At 35.7% G+C, this 19064-nt stretch carries 13 protein-coding genes; 6 read left to right on the forward strand and 7 right to left on the reverse strand.

Annotated features, from left to right (window positions below):
• Nucleotides 1-123 precede the first annotated feature (123 nt).
• The gene (gene petJ / locus IQ247_RS13155) at nucleotides 124-453 is read left to right on the forward strand and encodes a cytochrome c6 PetJ (protein WP_193920640.1); all 330 of its coding nucleotides are present in this window, start codon (nucleotides 124-126) and stop codon (nucleotides 451-453) included.
• A 68-nt stretch (nucleotides 454-521) separates the two neighbouring features.
• On the opposite strand, the gene IQ247_RS13160 is transcribed toward petJ, so the two are convergent.
• Nucleotides 522-2072 carry a phenylacetate--CoA ligase family protein gene (locus IQ247_RS13160; RefSeq protein ID WP_193920642.1) on the reverse strand — a complete coding sequence of 517 codons (1551 nt, stop codon included), beginning with the start codon at nucleotides 2070-2072 and terminating at the stop codon, nucleotides 522-524.
• Between the two features lie 243 nt (nucleotides 2073-2315).
• Here IQ247_RS13160 and IQ247_RS13165 point away from each other — a divergent pair, with 243 nt between their 5' ends.
• The 3 genes from IQ247_RS13165 (at nucleotide 2316) to speD (ending at nucleotide 6982) form a co-directional block, all read left to right on the forward strand.
• Nucleotides 2316-4004 (forward strand): serine/threonine-protein kinase, encoded by a 1689-nt coding sequence (locus IQ247_RS13165; protein WP_228059714.1) that lies wholly within the window; start codon nucleotides 2316-2318, stop codon nucleotides 4002-4004.
• A gap of 217 nt (nucleotides 4005-4221) precedes the next feature.
• Nucleotides 4222-6390: a serine/threonine-protein kinase gene (locus IQ247_RS13170; protein WP_193920646.1), complete on the forward strand. Its 2169-nt coding sequence runs from the start codon at nucleotides 4222-4224 to the stop codon at nucleotides 6388-6390.
• Nucleotides 6391-6544: 154 nt separating this feature from the next.
• Nucleotides 6545-6982, forward strand: a complete 438-nt coding sequence (gene speD, locus IQ247_RS13175) for an adenosylmethionine decarboxylase (protein WP_193920648.1) — start codon at nucleotides 6545-6547, stop codon at nucleotides 6980-6982.
• A 510-nt stretch (nucleotides 6983-7492) separates the two neighbouring features.
• On the opposite strand, the gene IQ247_RS13180 is transcribed toward speD, so the two are convergent.
• Both IQ247_RS13180 and IQ247_RS13185 read right to left on the reverse strand, forming a co-directional pair.
• Nucleotides 7493-10576 carry a hypothetical protein gene (locus IQ247_RS13180; protein WP_193920651.1) on the reverse strand — a complete coding sequence of 1028 codons (3084 nt, stop codon included), beginning with the start codon at nucleotides 10574-10576 and terminating at the stop codon, nucleotides 7493-7495.
• A 639-nt stretch (nucleotides 10577-11215) separates the two neighbouring features.
• Complete coding sequence (locus tag IQ247_RS13185) at nucleotides 11216-13096, reverse strand: hypothetical protein (protein WP_193920653.1); 1881 nt, start codon at nucleotides 13094-13096, stop codon at nucleotides 11216-11218.
• 789 nt (nucleotides 13097-13885) lie between these two features.
• Here IQ247_RS13185 and IQ247_RS13190 point away from each other — a divergent pair.
• Nucleotides 13886-14245 carry a hypothetical protein gene (locus IQ247_RS13190; RefSeq protein WP_193920655.1) on the forward strand — a complete coding sequence of 120 codons (360 nt, stop codon included), beginning with the start codon at nucleotides 13886-13888 and terminating at the stop codon, nucleotides 14243-14245.
• A 418-nt stretch (nucleotides 14246-14663) separates the two neighbouring features.
• Nucleotides 14664-14870: a hypothetical protein gene (locus IQ247_RS13195; RefSeq protein WP_193920657.1), complete on the forward strand. Its 207-nt coding sequence runs from the start codon at nucleotides 14664-14666 to the stop codon at nucleotides 14868-14870.
• 121 nt (nucleotides 14871-14991) lie between these two features.
• Here IQ247_RS13195 and IQ247_RS13200 read toward each other — a convergent pair whose 3' ends face one another.
• From IQ247_RS13200 to IQ247_RS13215, 4 genes are all read right to left on the reverse strand, one after another.
• Nucleotides 14992-15768, reverse strand: a complete 777-nt coding sequence (locus tag IQ247_RS13200; RefSeq protein WP_193920659.1) for an ABC transporter ATP-binding protein — start codon at nucleotides 15766-15768, stop codon at nucleotides 14992-14994.
• Nucleotides 15769-15815: 47 nt separating this feature from the next.
• Nucleotides 15816-16826 carry a FecCD family ABC transporter permease gene (locus IQ247_RS13205; protein ID WP_193920661.1) on the reverse strand — a complete coding sequence of 337 codons (1011 nt, stop codon included), beginning with the start codon at nucleotides 16824-16826 and terminating at the stop codon, nucleotides 15816-15818.
• A 259-nt stretch (nucleotides 16827-17085) separates the two neighbouring features.
• Nucleotides 17086-17460, reverse strand: a complete 375-nt coding sequence (locus IQ247_RS13210) for a FeoA family protein (protein WP_193920663.1) — start codon at nucleotides 17458-17460, stop codon at nucleotides 17086-17088.
• Between the two features lie 531 nt (nucleotides 17461-17991).
• Nucleotides 17992-18801, reverse strand: coding sequence for a bacteriorhodopsin-like (locus tag IQ247_RS13215; protein ID WP_193920665.1), 810 nt, complete (start codon nucleotides 18799-18801; stop codon nucleotides 17992-17994).
• Nucleotides 18802-19064 lie beyond the last annotated feature (263 nt).

Here is a 19064-nt window from a genome sequence, read left to right on the forward strand (position 1 = left end):
CCCATCTCCCCATCTCCCTCTCAACTATGACAGCCTGTCATTTGACGATATAACGTGTGAGTCGGAGAATAAATCATAGGGATATTTTATGCGATCGCCCTTGACTTGTAGAGAGAACACGTAATGAAAAAGATTGTTTCGATATTGTTACTCGGTGTAGCAATTTTCAATTTTGTTTTTACTCGTCCTGCTTTAGCAGATGCAGCTGCTGGTGGTACTATATTTAATGCTAATTGCGCTTCTTGCCATGCAGGTGGTAGAAATTTGGTTCAAGCAAATAAGAGCCTGAGCAAAGCCGATTTGGAAAAGTATGAAATGCATTCCATAGAAGCCATTACTAACCAAGTTACCAAGGGTAAGAATGCTATGCCTGCTTTTAAGGGACGTTTAAGTGATGCACAAATTCAAGATGTAGCTGCTTACGTTTTATCAAAAGCTGACGCTGGCTGGTAATTCCAGACTTAGAAGTCTAAAGACTTAGAAGTCGGGTTTCTTTAATAAACCCGACTTCTGTGATTACTCTATTTTCGTGTATATCGATGTTTAACACCTTGAGGAAAGTATTCCGATTCTCCCATTGGTAATAATTCCACTCGCGGTGTTTGATATTCTGAGGGAACGTAATTTGCAAACTCGCTGTTAAGTCTTTTAAGTTGAGTGAGAATAGAATCCGCTACAGTTTGTTTTTTCTCTTCACTGGCTTCAACTTGAGGTGCTAATTCTACAATTACAGATAAAAAACTATTTTTATCGGCATCTTCTTGTATTTGCATCACAAATTTACCAGTTACCCAGTCGCTGATTAAAGGTTGTTCTAATCCAACTTTGATATTTTCCGGGTAGATATTCGCACCAAAGTAAGAAATTGTAAAGTTGGAACGTCCAAAAACGAAAACAAAAGGTAAATTACGAATACCTCTTTGGTTTGATAATGCTTTTATAGGGCTAAATCCATGCTCTGCTAGAAATTCCAACATTGCATCATAAGTAATTATTCCCCCATTATCTAAAATATTGTAACGCACCAAGGGAATTCCATTATCTCCAGAAAATAATAGCGTACCTCTAGAAATTCCTTTGTTGAGGTTAACAGAATTAGAATCCGTTGAATTTGGTATGACTTCAAAAAAGCGATTCATAGGGTCATACTGAACTAAAGTAGGTAAACGGGATTCTCCAAATAAATTACGCGCAGTTTCCGGATTTTTTGCTAAAAACTGCCGTATACAAATACTTAACGGTGTTTCATTACCCAAAACACCCGCATCAGCCGTACCATAAAGCGATGCAAAATCATCACAGGGGTTTTGAGAACCTACTCTTTCCCCGACTAAATTTCGCCATTCTTCGCTAAATACTTCACCCGCCATCACGAATTTGATATTATATTGCTGCCATTCAATACTATTAGCAATACCCGTATCAATAACATCTTTGAGAAAAGGTGGATATCCTAATAAAACAGTTTGTTCAAAATTGGGACTTAATTCCGATACTACTCTTAAAATTTCCGCTTTATTTGTACCAGGTGAAATTACGGTAACGGGATAACCTTTACTAGAAAGATAGCGACAGCAATTAGTGGTGAACATTCCTCCCACCCAGGTACCCAAAGCAAAGCAAACGACAGCTAAAGTAGACTTGGTATCCGCAGAAAAACTATCGTAAAATATCTGTTCAAACCGAGTAGCAATTTGTAACTCATCCGTAAAGAAACGTAGCCAAAAGGTAGGTTTACCTGTTGAACCTGATGAGGCAGCAATTGTATCACAACTTGCTATTTTCCCGTCACGGCAGAAATCAGCTAAGGGATAGCATTTGAGGTAATTATCTTTAGTAAGTGGTGGTAATTTTTGAAAATCATCAAAACTTTGAATAGTATCGGGATTAATTTGCTGTTCTTTCAAAAAAGCTTGATAAGCCGGTACATTTGTCGCGACATCCTGAAATAACTTGATTATTTCCGCAGCGGGATTCTTATCAAGATGCTGTTGTAACACAGTTTCCAAAGGAGTATCTAAAAAGTCCTTAAATCCTTGAATTGCACGTTGACTTTGATTTTCGTAGTTCATAGCGCTTGTTGTCGTTAAAAAAACGAATTATTATAACCTGGAATTGGGAATTACCAATTACCCATTCCCAATTACCAATTACCAATTACCCATTCCCAATTAGAAATTATACGTAAATTGCTCTGAATGCATTGTAGTTATTAACAAAAACCCCTTTAAATTTTGGGCATCATGCAGGTTTATTGCACTAAAAACCACGTAAACTCTCCACATAACCGCTTTTGTACTATATGCGGCGAACCTTTGCCTCTTCCTTCTGCGGAAATCATTATTGACCGCTATAAAATTGTACGACAACTTGGACAAGGAGGTTTTGGACGTACTTATTTGGCTGAGGATATGCAGCAGTCAGATAAAATCTGTGTTCTCAAGGAGTTTGCACCCCAAGTTGAAGAAGATAAGGATTTACAAAAAGCCAAAGAGTTGTTTGAAAGAGAAGCAAATGTCCTCAAACAGTTGCAACATCCGCAAATTCCCCGTTTACACTGTTCATTACAGGTAAAATTACGCAATAAAGATTTTTTCTTTTTAGTGCAAGATTATGTTGAAGGTGAAAATTATCAGGATTTATTAGAAAAATCTCTCGATCAAGGACTATGTTTTAGTGAAGAAAAAGTATTTCACTTATTAACACAAATTTTACCAGTATTAAATTACATCCATTCTAAAGATGTAGTTCACCGCGACATTTCACCGGATAATTTAATTTTGCGGAAGAGTGATAATGTACCAGTTTTAATTGATTTTGGTGGTGTAAAGCAATTACCGGCTTCTCAAGGATTATGGTTTACGCAATTACCCGCAAATCGGACTTTGTTGGGTAAAAAAGGTTACGCCCCTGAAGAGCAATTACGTCAGGGTAAAGCGTTTCACAGTAGCGATTTGTATTCCTTAGCGGTAACTGCTTTGGTATTACTTGCCGGAGAAGAACCACAAAAATTATACGATAGTTATCAAGGAAATTGGCGTTGGGGAGAAAAAATTAAAGTTAGTCCGAATTTTGAAGCAGTTTTGAAAAGGATGCTTGCTTATAAACCCAGCGACAGATACCAAAATGCCGAACAAGTTTTAAAAGATTTACAGTCTTCGACTCCCGTTTCTAATCTTCCGACTTCTGCTCCCACTTATGCGGCTTCTGCTTCACCTAAAAGTGTAAATCCTTATATCACTAAGATTAATACAATGGTGGTGGCTCCGGGACGCAAAAATGCTGGTGCGATCGCAACTAAATTTCACAACAAAACTAACGCTTTTGCAACTGCAATCCATTTACCGATTTGGTTGCGTCCTTTTTTCGTCAGTTTGGTAAGTACAAGTGTTGTGGTTTTAGTTTTTGCGGGTACTTGGGCTGTAATTAATGGAGTTATTAATGCTGTCACTTCCTTTTCTCTTCCCGCAGTTTCTTTACCACAATTACCATCAGTTGAACTACCTGATTTTCCGGGAAATGATAATAATACCAATACAGGATTAAGTCGCGGTGAAACAAACAATATTGAAAAAATTATCCAGCGTCGTCAGGGGTTAGAAATTCCCGAATTATTTTTTAATAATACGGTAAATCAAATATTTTATACCCAAAATCCCCAAGCTCGCGGACGTACTTTAACCAACAGTCCAGAAGATGAAGCTTTACGGAAGAAGTGGTACAGTATTGCCCAAGACTTGCTCGATAAGCTAGAAAAAGCTAATCTCAGTAAGGAAACTCGCCAAAAATTAGGAGGCTATACTGGACAAGATTATCAAAGTTGGGAACGGCGATCGCAAGCAGGAGAATTCGGTAATTATACTATTGAAGATTTAAATAGAGATACCAACCGTAAATTCGATCAATTGTTTCCTGGAGAAAGACAGGGGAACCTAACACAGCAAACCTTTGGTCAAATTTGGTATGCGTTGGGTAATGAAGAAGTTAGCAAACGAGGAAGTTAATATTTAAGATTCAATAATCAAGTGTAATTTACTAAATATCTAAGCTGTGCTAATACAAGTGTAGTCTTATTTTATCGGTAGCGATTAGAAAAACTTAATCTGTTCATAAATCCCAATTCCTAACTCTTAACTCCTAACTCCTAACTCCCGTACAGACGTAGCAATACGCCCCGTCTCTACAATTCCTAACTCCCAACTCCTAACTCCTACCTCTCCCATGACATTTATTAAATGCTCGAAAGGACATGAAAATCCACCTGGAAGCCGCTTTTGTCTACACTGCGGCGAAATGTTGCATGATTCTCCAATGAGTCAAAGTATACAACCAGGGCAAACTTTGGGTGAACGTTATTTAATAGTACGTCAACTGGGACAGGGAGGATTTGGACGAACTTATTTAGCAGAAGATGTCAACCGTTTTCGCGAACTTTGCGTTTTAAAAGAATTTTCTCCCCAAGTTCAAACCGAATACGTTTTGCAAAAATCGGAACAACTTTTTGAACGAGAAGCAAGCGTTCTTTACAAACTGCAACACCCTCAAATACCCCGCTTCCGCGAACTTTTACGTTTAAAAATTAATCATAAAGAATACTTAATTTTAGTCCAAGATTATGTAGAGGGAGAAAATTATCGTTTCTTACTAGATAACCGTCTCAAACAAGGAATGAAATTTAGTGAAACAGAAGTCAAGCAGTTATTACAGCAAATATTACCAGTATTAGATTATATTCATTCCCTAGGTGTAATTCACCGCGATATTTCGCCAGATAACTTGATTCTTCGTAAAAGTGACCAGTTGCCAGTATTAATAGATTTTGGTGGTGTAAAGCAAGTAGTCGCAACGGTAGCTTCCCAATATTATGCACCGGGTAGTACACCTACAACCCCAATGCCAACTTTACTCGGAAAAGTAGGTTATGCTCCCCCAGAACAAATGCAAACTGGGTTAGTGGAACCCCACAGTGATTTATACGCATTGGCTGCAACAGTACTCGTTTTACTTACAGGTAAACAACCAGCAGAATTAATTGATAACTATAACTTGCAATGGCAATGGCGGCGAGAAGTTAATCTGAGTCCCGCATTTGGGGTAGTGTTAGATAAAATGCTGTCTACTGCACCAAGGGAACGCTATCAAAATGCCAATCAAGTTTTACAAGCGCTTAACCCTGCTTTTACAAATAATAATCCAGTATTACAAACACTACCTCCCCAGTTACAACCACCGCAACAAACAGAACAAACTGTTGCTGTCGCACCTGCTGTACAATCACCTAGTTTTGCAGCACCCGGTTTCCCCGAACCTCAATCCAAATCTACAACTTGGTTGACACCGGGAAAAATCGCCGCGATATTTTTAACTACAATCGCTTTAGGCGGTGTAACGTACTTTGGAGTATCTCAAATCACATCTAGAGAAGACTCCACACCGACAGTAACGCCCACATCAACAGAGCCTCCAGTTGACCCGAAATTTTCTCCAGAAGAAAGAGAACGTAAAGAAAAACTCAAATCACAACGAGAACGACTAGGTATAGATTATAACTTTTATGTCAGACTAGTTAATCAAATATTTTGGAATCGAAATCCCAGTTTAAATGGACGCACCTTGAGCGACGAATCCCAAGATGCAGAACTCCGCGAACAATGGGATAAAACAGCTAATGAATTGCTCGACAAGATGTCACAACTGAGTTCCGACGCTCGTCGTAGACTCGGAACCTTCACCGCAGCAGACCGCGATCGCTGGAAAGTTCAGGTGAATAATATTAATGTTGGCAGCCGTTCGGTATACGACTTAGCTGACGCACCGTTTTACAGTAATTTCCCTGAGCAAAAAAGTAGAAATTTTATTAACGAACCTGTAGGACAAGTTTGGCATGGATTCGTATTTGATAAACTAAATGCAGTACTTGCACGTAGTGCCTTTGAGAAACTGCAATTTGCCAGCGGTGATACGGGAGTTAATAGAAGCGGTAATTTTAGAAATCGGCAAGGTAAAATCTTCATTGCTCAACTCGGCAAAGGACAAGAAATGGAAGTCAATTTAACGGCTTCTCCCAAGGTATTATTGTCTATCTATTCGCCTTCTGGTAAAACAGTATTATTAGAAGATTCGACAAGACGTTCTTGGTCGGGTACTCTCGACGAAAATGGGTATTATGAATTCGTCATCGTCTCCACATCATCGCAATCCGAAGATTATCGGCTGGGTTTACAAGTAGAAAATGCGGCTCCACCACCGGAACCCACAGTAGAACCAGAACCCACATCCGAACCCACATCTGAACCGACACCAGAACCTACATCCGAACCCACATCCGAACCGACACCAGAACCCACTCCTACACCAACAGAAGAACCCGTACCAGAATCGACACCGTAATTGGTAATTGGTAATTGGTAATTGGTAATTGGTAATTGGTAATTGGTAATTAAATCTGTGAAATCCCTTCCATCCGTTTTAATCGGTGATAACTGTTGCCTAATAAAATATTTGTGATATAATAATTGTTTGGTTAATTAGAGGGTACAATAAATTGGCAGATCAATCATACTTAGATAAAGATACTCCTTTGGTACCAGTGGGCAGCCACTGTATTTTGGAACTGTATGAATGTCCCAAGGATTTGCTCAACGATGTTGATTTCATCAAAAAAGCGTTGGAAGAAGGAGTCAAAGAAGCTGACTCGACTTTACTCAAAGAGCTAACTTATCAGTTTGAACCCTACGGAGTGACGGCTTTAGCGCTTTTAGCAGAATCTCACGTTTCGGTTCACACTTGGCCTGAAATCGGTTATATTGCGATCGATATGTTTACTTGCGGCGAACACGCACAGCCAGAAAAAGCCTGCAAGTATTTAGTCAAAGCTTTTCAAGCTAAAAATCACATACTTTTGAAAATTCCTAGAGGTCGGCTGACACCAGAGCTTAAGAAACTCGAAGAAAGTTTATTAGCTGGTGCTTCTGAAAGGTAAAATAAGAGATAAGGACAGATGGAGCGAGGGTAAATAATTATTTACTACTCACTCCCCAGTTTACCGTAATTAGAAATCTGAAACTAGTACTTGACCACACAAGTTTTGAGGGGTAGAGGTAGTGCGATCCGAAAAGGTTGCTAGCTACTACCAGGGAGCGAGACGCTCCCACTACAAATTTATTACCCATCAAAATTAATGTGGCGGAGTACTAGTAGTTAATTTTATTAATTTTGGTGGGTAATTTGTAGTGCGAGCTTCTAGCTCGCTATTGGCTAGCGAGCTAGAAGCTCGCACTACGAACTACGAATTTATGGACAAAAAGCTGAGACGCTCCCTATTGGAACTTTTTAAGAAATAAGAAAAAAGTGCAATCTTAATGAGACGTGAGGTAAGAAGTCGGGTTTTTAGAATATGAATATCTGTAACACGGTTCTAATTCTCATAAAAACCCGACTTCTGTGATTATCAGGGTAATCCCCTACCCTTTCATCAGACCCTTATTATGAATTACATTTCATAAAGTGAAATATTGCGGAACTGACTTTGTGCTACTGAATTAGAAATATCATCGTCGGACGCTAAAGTGAGATAATTAAAGTTACCTGTAAAGTAGTCTCCAACATTCATTTCATAGGTTTTCCATCCAGAACCAAGGGTATAGTTATCTTCAATTTCTATTCCCCAATCTTGAGTTCCAGAAACTTGGAATAAATGCTTAGCATCACCACCGCTGATAATATCGTCATTATCAAAACCAATACCCTGTATCTCTCCTTGGGCATTGCTTTGAAATTCAAATTTGAGAACGGTATTTTGGGTAACGTTGTAGTTATTAATATCTAACTTCTTCCAACTGTTACCTTTAAGTTCAACTTCGGTTCTATTATCAGAAATAGTAAATGTACCTTTATCTTGATTTAGACCACCGTAGGAAGAAAGAGTGGAATTATTAGTACTATCTTTGACAAAAAGTACAACATCTGAATTTAAATTTTCTTGGTTTTCAGCGATGCTTAACTTATTATTGTTTGTCTGAGCTACAGCTTGAGCGTATTGACTATATTCATATAATTTCAAATTACGGAATTGACTGTGAGCATCAGCATTTCTAACATCGTGGTCATTAGCAAATACTAAATAATTGAATTGACCACTCATATAGTCACCGACACGGATTTGATAAGATTTCCAACCAGAGTTAGTTTGATATTCAAATCCAGGGATACCCCAACCTTTCTCAGTTCCTGCTAGTTGGAATATATTTTTACGATCTGTGCTAGTTAATTTGTTGTCAACATCAAAGCCAATACCTTGAATTTCTCCTTGAATAGTGCTGTTATATTCAAATTCAAGTATGGTTTCTTTGGTAATATTGTAATCGATAGATAGTTTTTTCCAAGAATTACCTTGCATTTCAAATTCTTTACCATCATGCGAAATATTCAGAATTCCAGTCTTATCTTGGTCAGCATAAGAGTCTAAAGAGTCGAAGCTTAATCTTGGTATTTCTGGGACTGGTTTAGTTTCAGCAGTGGGAATTTGACCATATTCATATAACCTCAAGTTGCGATATTGACTGTGAGCATCAGCATTGCTGACATCGTGGTCATTAGCAAATACTAAATAATTGAATTGACCACTTATATAGTCACCGACACGGATTTGATAAGATTTCCAACCAGAGTTAGTTTGATATTCAAATCCAGAAATACCCCAACCTTTCTGAGTTCCTGCTAGTTGGAATATATTTTTACTATCTGTACTAGTTAATTTGTTGTCAACATCAAAACCAATACCTTGAATTTCTCCTTGAACAGTGCTGTTATATTCAAATTCAAGTATGGTGTCTACGGTGATATTGTAATCAATAGATAGTTGTTTCCAAGAATTACCTTGCATTTCAAACTCTTTACCATCATCCGAAATATTCAGAATTCCAGTCTTATCTTGGTCAGCATAAGAGTCTAAAGAGTTGAAGCTTAATGTTGGTATTTCTGGAGTAGGTTGAGGTTGAGTTTGAGCAGGTTGTTCTTGAGTTGGAGTCGGTTGAGTTTCAGCAGTGGGAATTTGACCATATTCATATAATCTCAAGTTGCGATATTGACTGTGAGCATTAGCATTGCTGACATCGTGGTCATTAGCAAATACCAAAGAATTGAAGTTACCACTTATATAGTCACCGACACGGATTTGATAAGATTTCCAACCAGAGTTAGTTTGATATTCAAATCCAGGGATACCCCAACCTTTCTGAGTTCCTGCTAGTTGGAATATATTCTTAGCATCTGTGCTTGTTAATTTGTTGTCGATATCAAAACCAATACCTTGAATTTCTCCTTGAACAGTGCTGTTATATTCAAATTCAAGTATGGTGTCTACGGTGATATTGTAATTAATAGATAGCTTTTTCCAAGAATTACCTTGCATTTCAAATTCTTTACCATCATTTGAAATATTCAAAATCCCAGTCTTATCTTGATCTGCGTAAGAGCTTAAAGAGTCGAAGCTTAATGTTGGCATCTCTGAGGTAGATTTATTCTCAACAGGTTGTTGAGTTGGAGTTGATTGAGTCTCAGCAGGTGCAGTATTAACTTGATTAATATCCCAACCTAAATCCTCTAAAATTCCCAAAGTAATCCCACCAGGATTGTGAATTGCTTCACCTGAGACAAATAAAGGTGTCATCAAAGAATCTACATGACCTTTAGGATATGTTTTTTCGTCAAGATGCGCTACGCTTGAACCATATTGCCAAGTACTAGGTGCGTATAATTTTGGATATAAGCCACCATTTGCTTCTGTTGCGTTAACACCATTAAAAAATAAGTTGTTGCTAGTTAATTGCTTTCCTAATTCTTCCGAGTGATTAGGAAATGAACTAAGACTTTGATTATTCCCATTAACTACAAAGGTTTCAAAAATTGTGTTTCCATAACTACCTTTTCCACTGTTGTAGGATATAAAGTCCGTTAATCCGAAACCGTGTACAAACTCATGCAAAACAACAGTTGTAAAATCGTACTGGTTAGTTGGAGTATTACCGTCAGTGCCAAGATACCATTTAGAGAAATTACTATTTAAGTAAATTTCAATTTCGGGTTTATCCCCGTTTAAATCCTTACCAGCTAAATGATTAGCTAAGGCGATGGGGTAGTAAGTATTGTCTTTGGTTGCACCCGAAAAATTTCTGGTAAAACTATATGGTGAAGCCGCACCCAGAATACCAGAACCATATGGACTCAAATCTTCCCAGTAAGCATTAACTTGCATAGGAATGTCCGATTTTATCCATCCTTCCCAGATATTTACTACATATTCAAAAGCGTTTTGAGCTTCCTGAGAAAAGCCGTGATAATTAACATTTATTGTTGAAGTTGGAGGATTGATAAAGCTAGCAGATACAAAAGTTTTATTCTGACTTAAAGTAGAAGTACTACCAGCATAATCATGACCATGATCATGTTCTTCATCATCGCCATGATTGTGACTTGCTAGCAAATCTTGCAATGAAAACAGTTTATCTTCTTCTATTGTTGACTGATTATCACTATCTAAATTAGAAAATTTTAAACCCAAGTTATCGCTATTCATTTACATCTACTCCAAAAATGAAAGATACAAATCCTGATAAATATTTGACGTGACTTAAAAAAATTAATTAGTCAACACGAATTGGTAGCGATATCTAGAAAAAATCGCATGGCTGTTTATGACTAATTTAAATTAAATTTTTTGTCCGAATTTATATTCAAATAAATCCTAGGAATAATTATTGATTTAAATGGTATCAAAAAAATATTTAACCAAGGAAAAATCAATTTCTTATTCAGACGATTAAGGCAATCTTAACCACTTGAATCAGATATTTCTTCAGAACAAGCACTTAATTGAAGCTTAATAGACGAACAGTTAAAAACCTAAATTTTAAATAAGTTTTGATGATTTTTTATATTTAATAAGTAAAAAAACCTAATTTCATCGATTTTTAGTTGTATAACTTAAATCATTAAGCATCAAAACACGATTATTTTAAAAGCTTGAAATCAGCAATTTTAACTTTTACTCAGTGAAATTACTGATTTAAAAACAACTTTATATAGACTATATTTATAATTATTTATCTAAAAACAAAGATTTTTTGAAGATAGGGTTTAACTTGTTTTCTAGTATAGAGACGTTGCAGTGCAACGTCTCTACTTGATAAATGGTATTAGCATTAACTAACTCAATTTACTTAGCCTCTACCAACTCTTTCCTACTGTAATACTCCAGCTTCTCATAAACCCCAATAATACTTTCACCAACTTCAAAAAATAACCCTTTTTCCTCATCCTTAGAAAAATGCAAATTGGGGTATTTCTCTGCAAGTTGAATTGCATTCATTGCTTTCCCTTCCATACCATCGGGTAAAAGCCCGGTGCAACCGACATAAAATACTAAAGGTGAAATTTTATCTCGGTAAATGTTTTCTAGATATTCATCTAATTTAATTTTTGCTGCGGTTAATGCTGTAATTCTTTCTTGTTTTCCTAATTTTGTAATTGTAATGTGAGAATATTCCTTGTTATTAACCTCCTCAACTTTTGCTAAAATACTTGCAACTTTACCGTTATGTTGAATACCTAAAAAGTCATCAAAAATCGGTTTCATCAATTCATCGACTTTGGTAATTTTCATTCTAGGGGAAAGTAACTTTTGACGAGCGGCTATATTTTCTCTCAAAGTCATTTCAAAGCTAGGTTTGCTGAAAATTTCCCCAGTTTCGGTATCGTAAACCTCATATCTTCTTTCCAAGAATTTATTTGCTGAATACAGTTTACCTAAGTTGAGAATATCTTTACTACCAATATCAATTTTATATCTAACTCGCCTATCAATTGTATCGTTAGCTTTCATTTTAGGAAAGTTGAGGTAAAGATGCTGCGATAAATAATGCGTTTTCAATTCATCCAATTGTTCGGGTACAAAGGTATCAGATTCTTCTTTTAAATGCGCGGAAATAATACTCGCAAGGATTTTTATTTCTGCAATTTGAGCGAATAAACCATCAATATTGCTGTATTTACCATCCAATGGTACTAACGGTAAATTTAAATCAATTGTATAGCAACAGCGAAAATCAAATATCTCATCTGCAATTACACCTTTTTGTTTCAATACATCAAAGGTTTTCTTACTACTAATTTTTACTTTTAGTGATTTTATATTTAACTCACCATCACTAACTATTGTATAACTGTTATAACTTTTTAAATCATTAGCTAATAAACCGGCAATTTCAATAATCGGCGTTTTGTCTTCAATTTTGATCAGTTTTACCTTACGAGTGATAAGCATATTTATCGCCGCAGTATTCCGGTTCATTTCAAAACAACCCATTCTCACATATTCACCATCATCGATATATTCTGTCGTCAGCCAAGGTTCAACTAAATTACCGTTTATATCTCTACTGCCTCTCAAATTTTTAACGCTTTTGTATTGATAATTATCTCGCAAATCCTTGAGATTAATAATAATATGATGACGATGCTCTGACAAAATATTGATTAGTTCTAACAACGAAATTTTCTTGTTTGTTTCCATATGAATAAATTGCGATCTACGGATTTCTTCAGAATCAAATATTGCTAGCTCAACATCACTTTGAAACTTCAAAAGTTGGGATTTAATCAATGCTTTTCTATGTTTTGCTATGAGATTTTTGTTGCCAGTACTCAACAAAACATATTTTGCAAAGTTTAAATTACCTTCTACTAAATTAGCTTTTACGAATGCATAAACTGCTTGATGATTTTGCTCAACGGGTATTTGTAACTGCGCGTAAGTCTCTTGATTAATCTGCTTATACTTATAAATGATTCCCGTCTCTTCTAGCTGCAAGTCGTCAATTTTTAAGATTCCCGCAGTACATTCAATTTTCCTTCGACTTTCAGATAGAAAAACTTGATAACTATAATCTATCGCTAAAGATTCTTCGATTTTAGTCGCGGAATTGCTTAATAATTTTAAATTTTCTAAACTAATTTTATCTACAACATAGTAAGCTTTCTCTTTACCTAAAAAGTTGTAAATAATAAACTTAATTTTGTTTTCAACAGCATTTTTCATCTTTATACCTACCTTTAATATCCATAAAATCTTCATTCATCCAAAAGATGACGATTTACTTTGATTAAAAATATTGCTAATAGTATGTGAACTCTAAACTACAGAAGTCGGATTTTTAGAAATATCTGTAATACCCGACTTCTCACTAACACGAAAAATAAAGGTTTCACAGCATATCCCCTAGGCAAAAACGATTGAAGATTCCGAGTAGTAGCACTCTGCACGCCGTAGAGGTAAATCTGGATTCAACAAATTACAACGCATCATCGCACATTTGTGACTCCATAGCAGATGATTACATTTGCGGCGTAAAAATATTATTTATTTGTCGATATCTTTACACCAGCACACCTTGCCAGTTATAAACTCCCCATAGCCCTATAGTACAAATAAACTATGCAGATGTCAAGTCATAGGGAAATGTATTTGAGTCCGACTTAATATAACTTTAAATAAACCAAAGATTTGACTTATTAAGTAAATTTACGACTGTCAATTTGGAGAATTTAATAATTCATTTTTTTTTGATAACTATATAATTAATTAGCTAATAAAATACTTGCCGATACCTGTCAATACCTTTATTAATTCTTCTACCAAAAGTATGATTAATAATTCAAAAAAAACTGTCTAAAGGGTAATTTTTTTTAATTGATTAACTAATAAGTTTGTTCTGAAGATTGATGCAACTATTAGATTTATTGTTTTATAGTAAATTAGAAAAATTGATAGGGAAGACGTTATTTCATCCCCAATTAATAAAAGTTTCGTAACCTTAGAGGAGATACAATGAATTTTACTCGTTTTAAATTAACCTCAGTGCGTCCATTGCGTTTTGTCGTTACAGCATTAATGTGTATAATGCTGTTATTGTCCAGCGCACTACCCGCTGCTGCAATTGGTGCTTCTAAAAGTTCTCCTAACAAAGGAGCAGAGCAGTTAAATGAGATTCAACGAAAAACTGAAGAATTAACTGAAAACAATGCTCCTTCAAACAAAAGAGTGATTGAAGAATCGAATAAAGGATTGAACGAAGTTCAAGGGGCTGCTAACGCTGAAAATATGAATAATCCATCCAACAGTCAAAGTGCTGTAACTGTAGAAGACAAAGTAGAGAATTTTCTCGAAAAAATTACAGGTGATAAGTAGTAATTTAGTTAAATGCTTTAAAACATAAAATATAAATTTTGGTCAAGGGTAGATTTCTAACTTGACCAAAATTTTTATCAAAAACAAGTTAATTGATTTTTAATTTTTAATTTCATTTATATTTTTTTAGTGAAAATATTTTACCACCAAAAAACTGTTAGACCCGCATTTCTCACAAACAAGAAGCAAGTTGGAGTGAGGAGTAGGAAAATCAATCCGTCACTCAACGCTTACCACTTACTTGTGAGAAATTCAGATAGAGCATCTTCTTTTCGGATGGTTTATTGATTTTGATTTCAAAATTAAATTCACCTATAGATATAAACAATAATTACACCGTAAGAATGGTTAAAAAGAGTCGGTATTTTTGTATCATAAGGTTTGTAGATCAAAACATAATAAAAATAGGACATTTAAAATGACAGAAGCAAAAGTTCCAAAAACTGATAGCCAACCAAATCAAGATGCTGAATTAACAAAAGAAGCTATTAGTGAAGAACAAGAAAAACCTACTAATGTTGATTTTGACAAAGATTATGAAGCATCTCAGCAATATAACACTGGGAACATGAGCAAAGATACAGAAGAAGAAGAAGAAGATAACGAAGTTACTCCTTCACTTTAATAAAATCGATAATGTTTTATCCGAGCCTTATTTGGAAACTCTAAAATTATGAGTTAAAGATTAAGGCTCCTAATACTTTTTTATTATTGTCGATTATTTAAACTCAAAAGATAAACGGATATCAAATCGCTCTCAAAGGACAAATTTGCTTACCAACAGGAGTATCGATCACGACTGTTTCTAAGCCAAAAACTTCTCGAATATTTTCTGGATTTATCACGGTATCGGTATCTCCATCAACCCAAATTTCACCGTTTAATAGCATTGCTAAACGATTGCTGTATCTAGCTGCTAAATTCAATTCATGCAATACGGTGATAATTGTTAATTCTTGTTCTAAATTTAATTTTTTTAGCAATTCTAATAATTGTAATTGATAACGTAAATCTAAATATGTAGTCGGTTCATCTAATAATAAAACTTGGGGATTTTGAGCTAAAGCTAAAGCTAAAAAAGCTCTTTGCCGCTCTCCACCCGATAATCGCTCTACCGGACGATTTTTAAATTTTTCAATTCCAACCGCATCAATTGCTGACTCTACTTTATCCCTATCTTGAGCATCTAATTCCCATTGCCACCAATTTTGATGGGGATTACGTCCCAAACCTACTAATTGATAAACAGTTAAACCCGTAGGAACGATTTGCTGTTGCGGTAATAATGCCATTTTTTGCGCTACTTCTATGGCACTTTGATGATGAATTGCTTTACCATCTAACAATATTCTTCCTTTTTGTGGTACCAGTATTCTACTAATAAGCTTGAGCAAAGTTGATTTACCAGAACCATTTGCACCTACTAAACTCAACCACTCACCACGAGCAATATCAAAATTTATATTACGAACAATTGCTTTTTTAGAATAACCACCAGTCAGATTATTAACATTTAGTGACATAATATTTATTGCTTAAAATCAAAAACGGCTTTGTTCACTGATAACTGTCAACTGTTGATTGTTCCAGAACCACGATACAATAACCAAATAAATAGAGGAGAACCGAGTAAAGCTGTCACCGCACCTACAGGTAACTCTACTGCTCCCAGACGAGACAGTAAATCTGCAAAGGTTAGCAACCATGCACCCCCCAAAGCTGAAAGTGGTAAACACAAACGATAATCGTTACCTACAAGCAAGCGTACTCCATGGGGAACTACTAAACCGACAAAACCAATTAATCCAGCGATACTCACCGCACCCGCCGCTAAAAGTGTCGCCACTGCACCAATTAAAATCCGACTACGTACTAACGATACTCCCAAACCTACTGCTAAATCATCTCCTAAAGCCAGTACATTTACCCATCGTGCTAACAAACATCCTGAAATTAATGCTATCAACATATAGGGAGCAGCCATTTTCACTTCACTCCAACCGCGTCCGTTCAAACTACCGATTAGCCAATTTAATGCTTGCTGTACCCTACCATCCTCCGCTAAGAGTAACAATGTACTTTGAAGCGCACCTAACAACGAACTAACCGCAACTCCTCCTAGTATTAATTTTTCAACCCTAATTCCTCCTTGTCCCCGACCCAGAAAAATCACTATAATCGCAGTTAATATCGCTCCAGCCCATGCTGCAAGAGGAATCCATGCCGTCCATATTTGCAAAACAATCATCGCGATCGCAACTAATCCCGCACCCGCAGAAATACCAAGAATAAATGGGTCTGCGAGTGAATTTCGCAACATTCCCTGTAATAATGCACCAGACATCCCTAAAGCTGCACCTACTAACATAGAGGCAAGAATGCGCGGCATTCGCAAATCCCAAAGAATTGTTTGTTTAAGAGGATCGCCTTTATGTAATAATGCTTGCCAAATATCTGATAAACTCATCGCAACTGCACCTTGAGATATCGATAGCGCTAAAGTTAGAATTAGGGCAATACTTAATATTGCAACAGCTAAAATTAAGCGACTATTAATTATATTTTGATTAGCTTTATGCATTTTGTTTAATTCTATTATATGGGAGTCTTATTTGAATTTTGTATAAAAGACTAATACCGTTTCTGTATGAATATGCACGCTCACCACCTCCGGTGAGCTTTGCTTGTATAGCGCCAGGATGAGCGTCTGAGGCTATACTTTAAATTAATTTCCACAATTTCCACCAAGGACGATAATTAATATTATTAGCTTTAGTTTTTAGTTCAAAATCAAAACAATTAATTGCTTAGCGCATATTATATATAATCAATATTTATCACTAATTTTTATCACTATTTTTTCTCACTAATATACTCTTAGCCATATCTTTACCCAAACCTATAGGTTGATTTTGCAAAACAATAATGACAGAACCAGTGGTAGTACGACTGATTATCTGAATTTCTGCCCCAGGAATTAAGCCCATATTTCGCAAATCTTCAGCACAATCTATAGAAAGTAGTTCTACAATTGAGACAATATCACCCGCTCTAGCCTCAGAAAGAGGAATAATATCATCAGAATCTAAAAAATCTGACAAGTTAGAATTCTGATTCAATTCGCCAGTCGAATTTCCACAAAAAAATTTAAATCTGTCCCATTGTTCAGATTCTGATTTTTCCGGACTATTATCTAAATTCTCATCACTCTGCAAAACATACCCCCTTATTAATAAAATATATTAATAATCACTTGAATCATCATCTGAATTTACCATTCCTCTAATAACTTATCACTAATAATTCTCAATTTGTAGTAATTAAATCACTAATCATGAAATAATACTCTAAAGAATATCCATTATTTTCCTTGAATACAAATAGAAGTAAGTATTGAATATTACAATCAGGGCTTACGCAATTGTCACAATATCCGGTTGGTGCGTGACACTAAAAACCTTATTACTACGTTCAAACTTGATCAAAGTGTCACAGCACCCTACAAGAAAAATGTGCCGGTTGCGTAAGTCCTAACAATTAATTATTTGTTTCACAGGTTAGAAACTGTTGCTTATTTACACCCAATCTAAAAAACATTATTACCAAAGCTTAACAACCCTAGAATCAGTTACAGTATTGTCAATAATCTGCAACTGACTTCCAGGGTTGAATTCCATGTTAAATAGGAATTGTTCTTGGTAATTCTACATTAGTATCTAACTAAGCCAACAGCCTAGAATAAATTACTAGTTTTCGCTACTAATAGGTAAGCCAACTCCAGCCTCAGTCGCATCAACTTGAGTTTTAACTTTTGCAATTGAGTAAACCAATAGACCAAATATGGGTTTGGCTAATATATCGGCAATGGTATATCCAATCTGAATACCAACAGTTGCTGCTGGACTACCAAAAATGCCTAATTCAGGAAGCAGATAAGCAATTGGATAAACACCCCAAGATAACAGCAAAAGCAAACGCATCTGTGTAATCAATGTTTTCACTTGTTCTGGCTGATTTTCGAGGGATTTACCCAGTTGTATCCACAGTAAATAAAGAATGTAGGCGAAGGGGATAGTGCTAATAGTTCCCCAGACGATACGAGTAATTACGTTGTCTGAAATTTCACCAGGATATCCTGTCGCAATCATTAATACAGATGCTAAAACCAACTTAATTAACAGTGGTTTTGCGAGTTCTTTAGAGAGAGCTAACACTGCAACCGCTTCAGTTAAAAGCAGTGGTACTGTGAGTATCCAATCAGCATAGCGGTAAGCATCGTTGAACACTTCACCTGTTGTCAAATACACCCCTTCTTTTAGAGTATAAGCCGCATCCCAACTATTAAAAATCCGGAAATAGTGATAAGCCGCGATACTAACAACCACACCTGAAATTAATATGGCTGGTTTATATTTATCACCGACTAAAGACTTAGCATTAAAGAAAAATAGAGCTGCCCCAATCATCGCTGCGATGCATAAAGATAAGGCATTGTAAACCAAATTAAATTGAGTTGGTGAAAGTGAAGGAGGAATATATGCTAAATAATTAACCATTGTTCATTCTAGTTGTTCAATATGTGTTATGTCTGGATTAACAATTAAATACCAAAAAAGTGAGCATTTAATTTAAAGAGGGTCAAAATTTTCTAAATCAATAAATTGACCGTTTTACTTATAGATATTACATATTAAGCACTGTAAATAACAAGTTACTCAGACTACATTTATTCTCAGTTTCATATCCCCGCAACCCATCAATTAAATAAACCAAAAAATCATCAAAATTTTTGACAAAAATGTAAATAGTTCGCAATATT

Source organism: Plectonema cf. radiosum LEGE 06105 (genome assembly GCF_015207665.1).
GTDB lineage: Bacteria > Cyanobacteriota > Cyanobacteriia > Cyanobacteriales > Nostocaceae > Rivularia > Rivularia radiosa_A.